Genomic DNA, 13078 nt, shown 5'->3' with positions numbered 1-13078 from the left:
CCAGGGCGCAGCCCGTTCCTTCACCCTGGATTCGGGGAGCCATCACGTCTCGTTGCCTGCCCCACAAGCGGGGGTTTGCCAGAAATTTCGAGGGCTTGGGCCCCGTGCTAACGTCCCTGCTCCCGCGATGGCCACCGAAAGCGATTCTCCCAAGCCCGCCACGGCGCTGGATGCGCGCGCCGCCGCCCCCGAGCTGCGCCTGCTGGACCGCAGGGCGTTCGTGGGCTTCCCGGCGCTGGAGGTCCTGCCGGGGCTGCGCATCTCCGACTTCGCCCTCCAGATTCCGGACGTCAGCTTCCCCTTCAACGTCAGCGCCGGCGCCACGCGCTACCAGCGCAAGAAGCTGCACTTCGGTTTCCTCGAGCTGTCCGTCGACGCGGACCTGGTGACGCGCCGGGTGGCGGAGCTGGCCGGGCGTCTGGCCGGCATCGAGGACCTGCGCCTGCACTTCCGGCCCGGCTACCTCGAAGGCCAGGGACGGCTGCCGGCGCCGGAGCACACGCCCTTCACCTTCAAGGTGGCGTTCGACGCGGACGGGGAGCGGCTCGCCGTCTATCTCTACGACGTGCGCCTCTACGGCTTCTCCTCCACGCCGTCCGTGCAGGTGCCGGGGCTGCTGTCCGCGGCGGTGGGCGCGCTGGCGTTGGTGCCGGAGGTCGAGGTCCGCGGGGCCACGGGGTTCTCCACGCGCGTGTTGCCCGTGCTGTGCCAGCTGGCGGCGGTGAGCCGTGGCTACAAGATGCCGACGCTGGACACCGCGCGCCTGTCGGCCGCGGAGGTCTCCAGCACGGGCCTGCGCCTGCGCTTCTCCGCGGGGGGCCTGCCGCCGCCGTCGCCTCCAGACGAGGAGCTGCTGCTCGCGCTGGAGGGCGCGCGCGCCTTCGCGGACGCCGAAGGGCTCATCGCGCAGGGCCGGCTGGCCGACGCACGTCAGGCGTATCTCCAGGCCGGTGACGCGCAGGACGCGCACCCCTTCGCCGCCGAGCGGCTGCTGTCGCTGATGGTGGCGGACCCGCAGGCGCATGACCTGGCGCTGGACGTGGCGGCGACGCTGCAACGCCGCAGGGACCGCAGCCCCGCCTCGCTCTGGGGCGAGGCCGTGGTGCGCGAGCGCCGGGGCGAGGGAGCCCGCGCCGCCGAGCGCTACCTGGCGCTGTGCGCGCTCGCGCGCCGGACCTCGGAGGAGGCCGCCGCCTTCTTCGCCGCCGAGGCCGCCGCTCGCTGCTCGCGCGACACCGCGCCGCAGGTGGCGGTGAAGGCGCTGCATGAATTGCTGGGGCTCAAGCCCGACCACCTGCCGTCCCTCAAGGCGCTGGCGCGTGCGTCGGACCAGGCCCGCGACAGGGCCGGCGCGGTGCGCGCCTATCGCCGGTTGGCGGCGCTCGCGCGCGACCCGGCCGAGGCCGCCGATGCGCACGTGCACCTGGCCCGGCTGTGCGCGCAGACGGAGGACGACATCGCCGGCGCGCGCCTGCACTGCGAGGCCGCGCTGCGGCTGGCGCCGGACCACCCGGACGCGCTGCTGCTGCTGGGCGAGCTGTGCCACCGCGGCGGTGAGCACCTGCGCGCGCTGAAGGCCCTGGACCGCCTGCGCGAGGTGGCCATGGGCCGCCACGAACTGGACCGGGTGGGGAATGCCGACCTGATGGCCGGCCGCGTGTGGGACGAAGGCCTGAAGCAGCCGGAGAACGCGCTGCTGCGCTTCCGCGAGGCGGTGTCGTTGCTTCCCGGTGAGCCGGAGCCGCTGTTCGCCGCCGCCCGCGTGGCGGAGGGGCTGGGCCGGTTGCAGGAGGCGCTGGCGGGCTACCAGCAGGCGCTGGAGCTGGCGGGGCCGGCGCCGCGCTCGGAGGAGGTGCGGCACGCCGCGCACGCCAGCCACCACGCCCTGGCGCGGCTGTACCGTACGCGGCTGGGTGACCCGGCGCGCGCTCGGGAGCACCTGGAGTCCGCGCTGGCGTTGGACCCGCGCGACGCGGTGGCGCTGGAGGAGCTGATTCCGTACTTCCGCGCCACCGGCCGCTCGCAGGAGCTGGCGGAGGCGCTGGAGAAGGCCGCGGCGCTCCAGGACGCGCCCGGCAAGCGCGCGGCGGCCTGGGCCGAGGCGGGCGAGCTGCACCGGGGCAAGCTGCAACAGCCGGAGAAGGCGGAGCGGCTGCTCCTGCTGGCGCTGGAGGCGGATGGCGACCACCGGCCCGCGCTGGAGTCGCTGCTGGCGCTGGCCGAGGCCCGGCGCGACGGCGCGCTGCTGACGCGGTGCCTGTCTTCGCTGGCGCGGCTCGCCACGGACCTGAAGGAGCGCGCGCAGAAGTACCGCCGCCTCGCGGTGGCCGCGCGCGACCTGGCCTTCGATTTGGACCTGGCCGTCCACGCGCTCCAGGAAGTGCTGCGCGCCGAGCCGGATGACCTGCCCGCGCTGGGTGAGCTGTGCGCCTTGCAGCGCAAGCGCGCCGACATGGCCGGACTGGCCGACGCGCTGGAGGTGCGCGCGCGGGTGGCCGAGGCCCAGGGCGACAAGCGGCTGGCGGCGGCGGCGCTGCGTGAGCTGGCTGGCGTGCTGGAGGCCCGGCTGGGCCGCGTGGGTGACGCGCTGGTGGCGCTGGAGAAGGCCGCGCGGCTGGCGCCGGACGCCGCGGTGCTGCTGGACCTGGCGGACCTGTCGCTGCGCTGCGAGCGCCCCGAGCATGCCCGTCGCGCGCTGGAGAGCTTGCTGTCCACGCTGCCGCGCACGGCGGCGCCGGAGAAGCTGGCGGACGTGCGCTCCCGGCTGGGCCGCGCGTGCGAGATGCTGGGCGATCGCGAAGGCGCCATCGCCGCCTACGCGCAGGCCTTCCCGCTGCGCCGGCTGGATGATGGCCTGGCCGCGCGCCTGGAGGCGCTCTACACGGAGGCCGGGGAGTCGCAGGCCCTGGCCGAGCTGTGGGCCAACCGTGCCCAGGCGCTGATGGGCGCCGACCGCGCCGAGGAGGCCGCGCCGCTGTTCCTCCAGAGCGCCCGCGCGCTGCTGGAGCGAGGGGAGAACGCCGCCGCGCTGATGCGCCTGACGGCCGCGCTGGAGGCGAGCCCCGAGGGCCCGCTGGCCGCCGAGGTGCTGGAGTCGCTGGCCGAGCTGGAGCTGGAGCGCGGCGAGAAGCTGGAGGCCGCGCGCCTGTACGCGCGCCGCGCCGCGCTGATGCCCGAGGCTCGCGCGGGCGCGAAGCTGCTGTTCCGCGCCTCGCTGCTCGCCGCGGGGACCAGCCGCGAGGAGGCCTTCCTCGCCGACGCGCTGGAGCGTGACGCGAGCTACGCGCCCGCGCGGCAGCGCCGGGGCGAGCTGCGCCTGCCCACCGATGCCCGCGCCGCGTTGGAGGACTTCGAGGCGGTGCTGGCCTTGCCGCCCGCGGACAGCGACGCGCCGCGTGAGAGCGAGCGCGTGGCCCTGACGCGCAAGGCCGCCACCGCCGCGGTGCGCGCGAGCCGCACGGATGCCGCCCGCCGCCTGCTGGCCGAGTACAGCGCGCGCGCGCCGGAAGACCTGGACGCCCGGGTGGAGCTGGCGTCGCTGCACCGCAAGGCGGGTGCGCGCGAGGCCCTGGCGGACCTGCTGGTGGAGCTGTGGCCGCGCCTGTCCGGCGAGCTCCGTCGCGCTGCTCGCCGCGAGCTGGCGGAGCTGTCGCTGGGCCTGGGGCGCGCCACCACCGCGGTGGACGCGCTGCGCAGCCTGCGCCTGGAGGAGCCGCACGACACCTGGGCGGCGCAGTCGTTGCTGGACCTGTTGCCGCCGCCCGGCACCGGCACGCCGGAGGAGGAGACGGAGCGGCTGGAGCTGCTGAGCACGCTGGTGGCCGCCGCCTCGGGCGAAGCGCGCGCGGAGCTGCTGGCCCGTCGCGCCGTGCTTCACCGCGCCGCGGGCCGGGCGTCCGCCGCGCGTGATGACTTCTCGGAAGCCGCGAAGGGCGCTCGTCGTCCCGCGGCGTTGCTGCTCGCGCTGACGGAGCTGGCGCGCGAGTCGGGCGACGAGGCCGCGGAGCTGGACGTGTGGCGCCGCGCGGTGTCCGTCGACGCCAACCTCGCCACCCGCGCTCGCGAGCGCCTGCTGGCCCTGTCCGCCACGCTGGTGGAGAAGGACGAGCGCGTCCTGGCGCGCGAGGCCCTGGGCGCGGCCATCGGGCTGGAGCTGTCCGCGGCGGAGCGGTGTGACGCCTTCTTCGCCCTCGCCGAGCTGGCGCGCCGTGAGGGCAAGCCGGAGGAGGAGGCCGCAGCGCTCGCCGAGGCGGCCCTGCAGGGCCCCGTGCCTCGCCGCGTGGAGGCGCTGCTGGCGCGCGCCGCGCTGCTGGAGTCCGGCGGCCGGATGGCGGACGCGGGGCAGAGCCTGGAGGCGGCGCTCGCGCTGGCACCCCGGCACTCGGGGGCCACCGCCGCGCTCCAGCGCGTGCTGCGGACCCGGGAGGACTGGGCCGCGCTGGCCGAGCTGCTCTCCACCGAGGCACCACATGTGGCGCCCGCCGAGGCGGCCGCGCTGTACGCCGAGCTGGCCAGCCTCTACCTGGACCGGCTGTCGCAGCCGGTGCCCGCCGAGGCCGCGCTGCGGCAGGCGCTGCGCCTGTCTCCATCCGACGCCGCTGTCCGCCGTCGCCTGGTCTCGCTGGTGGCGGAGCGTGGCGAGCTGCGTGAGGCCGCGGCGCTGCTGGAGACCGCGGCGGAGAGCGCCACCGCGCAGGACGCCGCGCTGCTGCTGCGCGAGGGCGCGGGTTACGCGCACGGCGCGCACGACCTGGACAAGGCGCTGAAGCTGGCGCGCAAGGCCCACTCGCTGGTCCCCGCGCAGGGGGCGGAGCTGGCGTCGCTGGCGGAGCTGCTCTACCTGCGCGGCGCGGTCATCGAGGCGCTGCCGCTGCAGGACGCACTGGCCGCCGCCGCGGACTTCCGGAGCGCGCCCGAGGCCGCGGAGTCCACGTGGCTGCGGCTGGCGGAGCTGGCCGAGCAGACCGGAGAGACGAAGCGCGCGGTGTCCGCGTACCGGAAGCTCCTCTCCGAGCGGCCGCTGTGCGAGCCTGCGGTGCTGCGCCTGGCCGCGTTGCTGGAGAAGGACGACCCGCGCGGCGCCTTCGAGGTGCGCGTCACCCACGCGCACGCCTTGGCGCCATCCGAGGACACCGTGCAGCGGCTCGTCGAGCTGTCGGCGCGGGCCCGCGAGGTGCTCGCGGACGCGGGCGTGGCGGCCTCGCTGCTGGCGCGCGCCGCGTCGCTGGCCACGGAGCCGCTGCCGCTGCGTCGCCGGCTGGCGGCGCTGCACCGGGAGACCGGCCGCACCTTGGAGCTGCTCGCCGAGCTGCGCGAGGTGGCCACCCTCAGCCTGGAGGCGGGGGACCCGGACGCGGCGCTCGAGGCCTATCAGGAAGAGGCCCGGCTCGCGGTCGACCTGGGCCGCGCGGACGACGCGCTGCGGGCGCTGGCGGATGCACGCGACCTGCTGGAGGCGCGGGGGCAGCCGTCCGAGGCCGCCGCGTGTGAGCGCTACCGGGCGAAGCTGCTGCGTGACGTGAAGCTGGACCCGGCCGGCGCCGAGGTCGCACTGGAGCGCGCCTTCGCCCTGGCCGTGGACCTGGGCACCGCGAAGCTGGGCGCGGCGCTGGCCGAGCGTCGCGATGACGCGGCGGCCGAGGCGCGTTGGCTGGAGCGCGCGCTGCCGCTGCTGGATGACGCGGGCGAGGCGGCGGCCATGTTGCTGCGGCTGGCGCGGCTGAACCTGGACGTGCTGTCGGACGTGGCGAAGGCCGAGGAGTTGCTGCGCTCGGCGCTGCGCAAGGACCGGGCGCTGACGGAGGCCGAGGGCCTGCTGGAGAAGCTCCTGGAGAGCGACGGCCGGCTGGCGGAGCTGGCGGCCTGGTACGAGGAGTGCGCGGAAGGCGAGCCCGACGCGGCCCGCCGCGCGGACCTGTTCCTGCGCGCCGCCGTGCTGTACCGCGACCGGGCAGGGCGCCCGGAGGCCGCCGCCGCGGCCTTCATCGCGGCGCGTGGCGCGCGCCCGGACGACCTGGAGCTCACCGCGCAGGCGGCGGAGCTGCTGCACGAGGTGAAGCGCCACGCGGACGCCGCGGAGTTCGACGCGGTGCTGCTGGAGGCGGACCCTTTCCGCGAGCCCGTCTTCGCCCGGCACCTCGCCTTCCTGGAGGAGGACGAGGACCATCAGGCGCTCGCGGAGCTGATGCTGCGCAGGGCGCAGCGCCAGGAGGCCGCGGGCGCCGCGGAGAGCTACCTGGCCGCCGCTCGGGCCTTCCGCGCCGCCGGTGCCCGCGAGCGGGCGCTGCTGTGCGAGGACCAGGCCTTCGAGCTGAGCCCCGCGAGCGCGGAGGCCTTCGAGCGCGTGCGTGAGCGCGCGTCCGGGGACGTGCGCCGGCTGGCGGACCTGCTGTCCCAGCGCGCCGCGGCCCTGTCCACGCCGGAGGCCTTGCCGCTGCTGCGCGAGCGCGCCTCGCGGCTGCTGGACGCGGGCGAGGCGCTGCTGGCCGCGGAGGCCTTCGACGAATACCTCTCCCTGGCGGGGGACGACGTGGACGCCCTGTCCGCGCGCGCCGAGCTGGCCGCGAAGGGCGGAGGTCCCGTCGCCGCGCGCCCCTACGACCGCCGCCTGCTGGACGTGGGCGGAGACGCGCTGCCGGTGCCGGTGCGCACGCGGACCTGGCTGCGGCTGGGCCATGCCTCGCTCGGCGCGGGCGCGTTCCACGACGCGGCGGATGCCTTCGAGGCCGTGGTGGCGCTGGAGCCGGAAGGCGAGCGCGGCCGTGAGGCCCTGTCGCTCCTGGCCGAGGTGCACTCGCGCACGGGCAACGCGCCGGGCCTCTACCGGGCGTCGCTCCAACTGGCGCGCCACGCGGAGGACGCCGCCACCGCCGAGGTGCTCTACCGCCGCGCGGCGGACCTCTTCGACGACCCGAAGGACGCCATCGACGCGCTGCTGCCGCTGGCGCGCCTGCGGCCCGCGGATGCGTCCGTCATCGACCGGGCCGTGGCGGGCCTGCACGCCCTGGGGCGTCATGGCGACCTGCTGGACGTGTACGCCTGGGGCGCGGAGGCGGCGGGTGGCCGTCGCGCCGCGGAGCTGCTGCTGGCCGCCGCGTCGGTGGCCTCCAGCTCGCTGGCGGATGAAGACGCGGCCTGGACGCTGACCCAGCGCGCCGCGGAGGCCGCGCCGGAGGACCTCACCGCCCTCCAGGCCCTGGCGACGGGCCTGCGTCAGCGGAGCGAGTCCACGCGGCTGCTGGAGGCGCTGGAGCGGCTGGTGCCGCGCGTCGAGGACGCCGACGAGGCCGCGGTGCTGCGGCTGGAGCTGGCCGCGCTCGCGCGTGACGCGGGCCGCGAGGACGTGGCGCGCGAGGCGCTGGAGGAAGTGGCCACGCGTGGCGCCTCGGGCGCGGGTTACGCGGACGCGCTGGAGGCCCTGGAGCCGCTGCTGAAGGACGCCCCCGCGCGCCGCGCCGAGGTGCAGGTGGCGCGCGCGGAGCTGGCCTCCGGCCGCGAGCGGCAGGTGCTGCTCATGGCCGCCGCGCGAGCCTTCGAATCCGCTGGCCAGCTGCCGGAGGCCCTGAAGGCGGCCAAGGCCGCGGCCTCGGTGGAGCCGGACGTCGACGCCGCCCTGCGGGTGGCCCACCTGTACCGCGCGTCGGGCGAGGCCCCTCGCGCGGCGCGGGCGCTGCTGCAGGCCGCGCGGCTGGCGGCGCCGGAGGAGCGCCCCCCGCTGCTGCTGGAGGCCGCGGGCCTCTGGGAGAAGGCGGGCGAGCACGGCGAGGCGCTGGAGGTGTTCGAGCGCATCGCCACCGAGGCGCCGGACATGCTCGCGCCCTCGGAGCTGGCCGAGCGCTTCGGCCGGCTGGGCGCCTTCGCCCGCGCGCTGGAAGTGGGCTTCGCGCCCGCCATGGCCTCGGGCGACCTGACCGACGCGCTGGCCATGGCCGCGCAGGCGGGCGACCCGGCGCGCACGCGTGAGGCGCTGTGGGCCCTGGCCGCGCTGCCGGACGCGGACCCCGCGCATGCTTCGGCCCTGGCGGATGGCCTGCGCGCGGAAGGCGACGCGGAGGGGTTGTTGGAGCTGGCGGGCCTGTCCGCCGCGCGTGACGCCGTGTTCGCGGTGGCGCTGCGCGACGAGGTGCTCCGCTCGGCGGCGGCCCCGGTGCTGCCTCGGCTGCGCGCGCTGGAAGAGCTGGCGCCCGAGCCGGGCTTCGCGGCCCGGCTGACGCTGTTGCTGCCCACCCTGGAGAAGCTCCCGGAGGCCTTGGCGGAGGCGGTGCTGGCGCAGGTGCATGCGCAGCCGGGCACGGCGCGGGTGGAAGCGCTGGCCATGGCGGCGGACGGCTGGCCCTCGCGGCGCAAGACGCTCTTGCGTGAGCGTTGCGCGCTGGAGCTGGAGCTGGGCCGCTACGAGGCCTGCGTGCGCACGCTGTCGCAGCTGGCCGGCGAAGAGCCGGACGCGGTGGCGCGGGCCGTCCTGCACCTGGAGCGCGGTGAGCTGCTCCTCAGCCCGCTGGAGCAGCTGCTCGAGGCGCGCGAGGCCTTCGAGCAGGCCCTGAAGGACGACCCCGCGCAGCTCCATTCCCTGCGGCACCTGCTGTCGCTGGTGGACCTGGGCGAGGAGCCCGCGGTCTTCGTGGCGCTGGTGGAGCGCCTGGAGCAGGCCGCGGGCGTGGAGTCCGGCAACACCTACCGCGAGCGGCTGGCGGACGCCTACGAGGCCCTGGGCATGGTGGCGGACGCGGCCGCGCAGCTCGAGCGGCTGCCGGCGACGGACGAGCGGCTGGCCCGCCGCGCGAGGCTGGCGGAGGAGCGCGGCCTCACCGGCGAGGCCCTGCGCCTGCGCGAGCGGCTCACCGACGAGCCCGCGGTGCTGGAGGCCATCCTCCGCGGCTACCTGGACGCGCAGCTGGTGTCGCCCGGAGCCCGGCTCGCCGCGCGCCTCTTCGACGCCGGCAAGCTGTCCCCCGAAGTCACCCGCATGGCCGCCGAGCACCTCTCCTCGGTGCCCGAGGGGGTGTCCCTGGCCGTCCGCATCTGGCCGCACCTGCTCCGGGAGCGCCCGCTGGACGTGGATGGGTGGACGCTCTACGCGGAGGCCCTGCGGGCCCTGGGCCGGACGGAGGACTCGCAGCGCGCGGACGGCGTGGGCGCGGCCCTGTCCTCCAGCGACGCGGCGGCGCCTCAGACCCCGGTGTCCTCGCTGACAGTGCCGTCGGGCTTCGAGCACCCGGTGCCCGTCGGCGCGGTGCCGGTGACGGCCGAGCGCCTGCCCCGGCTCGCCGCGGCGCTTCGTCCCGTCCTGGCTTCGCTGGGCGCGGGCGCGTTGCAGCTCATGGTGGACCCGGTGGGCGGGGTGGAGGCGTACCTGGCCAGCGGCGACGTGCTGGTGCTGGGCGCGGGCGCGCTGTCCTGCTTCGGCGCCTCCGAGCTGAGCTACCTGTGCGCGCTGGCGCTGGCGCTGGGTGAGGACGGCGTCAAGCTGGCCCGCCCTGGCCCGGTGCCGGGCATGGAAGCGGCGGCGGTGGAGGCCTTCCTCTCCGTGCCGGCCTCGCTGGCGGCGGGGCGCGTCCTGGCGCTGCTGGACCCGGAGGTGCGCGGAGGGGACCCGGCGCAGGTGGATGTAGGCGCCGTGCTTGCTCGCGGCGACACCTTCCGGGCGCTGGCCCTTTGCGTGCTGGACGTCGCCTAGCCGTGTAGCGTGGCGTCGCCATGCACGTGAAGCGTCTTGCTCTCGCCGCCCTGCCCGTCACGGCCGTCGCCGTGGCGATGGCCTGCTATTCCGAACCCGTGTACCCGGGTGACCAGGTGCTCGGTTCGTTCCAGTTCGAGGCCCGGCTGGACGCCGCGCGCACCACGTGTGACGCCTCGGTGCCGGACTTCGCGCAAACCAACGACGCCGGCGTGTTCCTCTTCGAGGGCACCTTCTCGCGCGACACGGACGCGGGCACGGGCTACTTCACCGTGCAGGGCTACTCGCGCGACGCGGGCTATGAGGGGCAGGTGGCCACGTCCACGCTGAAGGCCGTCGCGCCCCGCGCGTCCTGTGGCACGGGCTGCGAGGACTCCGCCATCGAGGAGACGCTGCGGGTGACGCTCTTCAGCGACAGCCAGGCGCGGAGCCTCAGCCGTGACTGCCGCCAGTTCGACGGCGGCATCCCCGACGGCTCGGTGCCGGGCCCCACGGAGAATGGCTACGACGTGTCGCTGGCGTGCGGCTCCCTCACGGACATCTTCTTGCCGGGGACCCGCAACTGCAATTGCCAGCCGTCCACCTGCACCACGGTGTACACCGTGCAGGGAGCGCGGAGGGATTGATGGTGAAGCGTGCGGTGGTGTTGATTTCGGGCGGGCTGGATTCGACGACGTGCCTGGCCATGGCCAAGGCGAAGGGGTTCGAGCCCGTCTGCCTGGCGGTGGCCTACGGACAGCGGCACGCGGTGGAGCTGGAGCAGGCGAAGAAGGTCGCCGCCGCCATGGGCGTGACGGACTTCCGGGTGGTGTCCATCGACCTGCGGCAGGTGGGCGGCTCCGCGCTGACAGCGGACATCGAGGTGCCCAAGGACCGGCCCGCCGATGAGCTGAGCCACGGCATCCCCGTGACGTACGTGCCGGCGCGCAACGCGCTGTTCCTCTCGCTGGCGCTGGGGCTGGCGGAGGTGGTGGGCAGCACGGACATCTATATCGGCGTCAACGCGGTGGACTACAGCGGCTATCCGGACTGCCGCCCGGAGTTCATCCAGTCCTTTGAGTCAATGGCCAACCTGGCCACCAAGGCGGGCGTGGAGGGGGCGCGCTTCACCGTGCACGCGCCGCTGTCCGGCCTGACGAAGGCGGACATCATCCGCGAAGGCGTGAAGCTGGGCGTGGACTACGGCCTGACGCACTCCTGCTACGACCCGGACACCCAGGGCCGCGCCTGCGGGCGCTGTGACAGCTGCGTGCTGCGCAAGAAGGGCTTCGAGGAAGCCGGCGTGCCGGACCCCACGCGCTACACGGAGGCCGCGTGACGCCGCGCCTGGGCTGGGGCGTGGTGGTGGCGCTGGGCCTGTCGTCCGGGCCCGCGCTGGCCAACGACGCGGGGACGTCGAAGGCCACGGCGACGCCGAAGGCCGCGGCCTCCCTGGTGGACGCCACCACGGTGGTGCCGGACCTGGTCGTGGACCTGCGCTACGCGACGGCGGACAACTTCATGAAGCGGAAGGTGTACCCGGACACGGCGCGCTGCCTGCTGCTGCCCGAGTCGGCCGAGCGCCTGAGGAAGGCCGCGGACGTGCTGCGTGCCCAGGGCTACCGGCTGAAGGTGTACGACTGCTACCGGCCGCGCGCGGTGCAGTACCAGATGTGGGAAATCATGCCGGTGCCCGGCTACGTCGCCAACCCGCGCACCGGCTCCAACCACAACCGGGGCGGGGCGGTGGACCTCACGCTGACGACGCTGGAGGGCCAGGAGGTGGAGATGCCTACTCCCTTCGACACCTTCAGCCGCGCCGCGCACCACGGATACGAGGGCGGCACCCAGGCGTCGCGCAAGCACCGCGAAGTCCTGCGCGAGGCCATGGAAGGCGCGGGCTTCAAGCGCAACCGCATGGAGTGGTGGCACTACGATTTGCCGGACGCGAAGAAGCGCCCCGTGCTGGACGTGCCCTTCTCCTCGCCATGACATGATGAAACCATGATGAACGGAGGGCCCGCCTGCGGCACGCTGCAGGCACCTCCCCAGGGTGAGCACGGCGTGCGTGGCCCGGGATGGCACCCACGATGAAGCCCACCCTCTTCGATGCCCTCTGTGTCGTCCTCCTGCTGCTGTCCGCGCCAGCGCTGGCGGCCGGAGGACTCTCCGGCACCGTCGTGCGTGCCAGCGACAAAAGCCCCATCCCGGAGGTGCGCGTCATCGCGACCTCGCCCGCGCTGACGGAGGCCCGCTCCACGGTGACGGACGCGCAGGGCGGCTTCCGCTTTCCCCAACTGGCGGAGGGCGTCTACTCACTCCGCTTCGAGAAAGAGTCCTTCCAGGAGCTCAGCCGGACGGACCTCGCGGTGAAGGCCGGGCAGGAGGCCCGCGTGGACGTGGCGCTCCTGGCGGCGATGCGGACGCGCCCCGCCGTGCTGGCTCCCGCGCAGCCGGACGATGACCGCGAGCGCGCACCCGGTTGGACGTTGCAACACCTGCCCGTGCTCGTGCCGGACGGGGCGCGGCAGAGCGTCTATCGCGCGTCGCCAGGCAAGCCGGGCTCCGGCGTCGAGACGCGGGGCTTCGGGGTGAACCCCACCATCGACACGGAGGAGTCGCGCGTCTCGGAGTTCCCCGTGGCCGTGGACACCCGCGCCTATGCGGTGGCGCGTGACTACCTGTCTCGTGACGTCTTCCCCGCGGAAGGCGTGGTGCGGACGGAGGCCTTCATCAACAGCTTCAACTCGGGGGACGAAGGCGAGCCGTACGGCCCCTTCCTGCTCTACGTCGAAGGCTTCCCTTCGCCGGGCCGCAAGGGCTACCACGTGGTGCGAATCACCGTGAAGGCCCGCGAGCCGGTCCGCGAGGTCGGCGTCCAGGTGGAGTTCAATCGGCAGGCCGTCGCCCGCTACCGCCTGCTGGGCTACGAGTACCTGTCTCCGAACCCGGAGCCGCGCGACCCAGGCGACGAGGTGGAGCTCTTCCCACTGGCCGCCGGCCAGGCCGTCACCGTCATCCACGAGGTGAAGCTGCACGGGCCCTCCATCGCCTTCGGGATGCTCCGGGTGCGCTACGAGCAGGGCGATTCCAGCAACTGGCGCCGGGTGCAGATGATGATGCCCTCCAGCACGTTGCGCTCTGACTACGCCCGGGCCGCGGCGTCCACGCGCCTGGCCTACGTGGCCTCCGCGTTCGCGGAGAAGCTGCGAGCCTCCTTCTGGACGCGCGCCCTGGACTGGCCCCGGCTGCTGGCGCTGTGGGAAGGCCTCGGTGAGCCGCTGCGAGCCCGCGAGGACGTGGCGCGGCTGGGGGCGCTCATCCGCAAGGCCCAGGCGCTGGACACGCGCAAGGAGCGCTTCGAGCGCCTCATGCCCGGCGGAAGCTCGGACTTCGACGACGTGCCCTCCCTGGGAAACTGAG

Annotated in this window: 5 protein-coding genes; all 5 read left to right on the top strand. The window is 75.2% G+C overall.

What is annotated here, in order from left to right:
- Positions 1–127 precede the first annotated feature (127 nt).
- The 5 genes from HV824_RS01600 (at position 128) to HV824_RS01580 (ending at position 13077) form a co-directional block, all read left to right on the top strand.
- Entirely contained in the window at positions 128–9676 is a 9549-nt protein-coding gene (locus tag HV824_RS01600; RefSeq protein WP_176422502.1) for a flagellar hook-length control protein FliK, read from the top strand.
- 20 nt (positions 9677–9696) lie between these two features.
- Entirely contained in the window at positions 9697–10302 is a 606-nt protein-coding gene (locus tag HV824_RS01595) for a hypothetical protein (protein ID WP_176408769.1), read from the top strand.
- A complete protein-coding gene (queC, locus tag HV824_RS01590) occupies positions 10302–10994 on the top strand; it encodes a 7-cyano-7-deazaguanine synthase QueC (protein ID WP_176418471.1) in 693 nt (230 codons plus the stop codon). Before HV824_RS01595 ends, queC begins: the two co-directional genes overlap by 1 nt.
- Entirely contained in the window at positions 10991–11647 is a 657-nt protein-coding gene (ddpX, locus tag HV824_RS01585; protein ID WP_176422501.1) for a D-alanyl-D-alanine dipeptidase, read from the top strand. Before queC ends, ddpX begins: the two co-directional genes overlap by 4 nt.
- Before the next feature lie 98 nt (positions 11648–11745).
- Positions 11746–13077, top strand: a complete 1332-nt coding sequence (locus HV824_RS01580) for a von Willebrand factor type A domain-containing protein (RefSeq protein ID WP_255207669.1) — start codon at positions 11746–11748, stop codon at positions 13075–13077.
- The last annotated feature ends 1 nt before the right edge of the window (position 13078 follow it).

It is taken from the genome of Myxococcus sp. AM009 (assembly GCF_013372605.1).
Lineage (GTDB): Bacteria > Myxococcota > Myxococcia > Myxococcales > Myxococcaceae > Myxococcus > Myxococcus vastator.
Note: the sequence above shows the minus strand (reverse complement) of the source record. Positions and strands in the feature narration are given on the sequence as shown.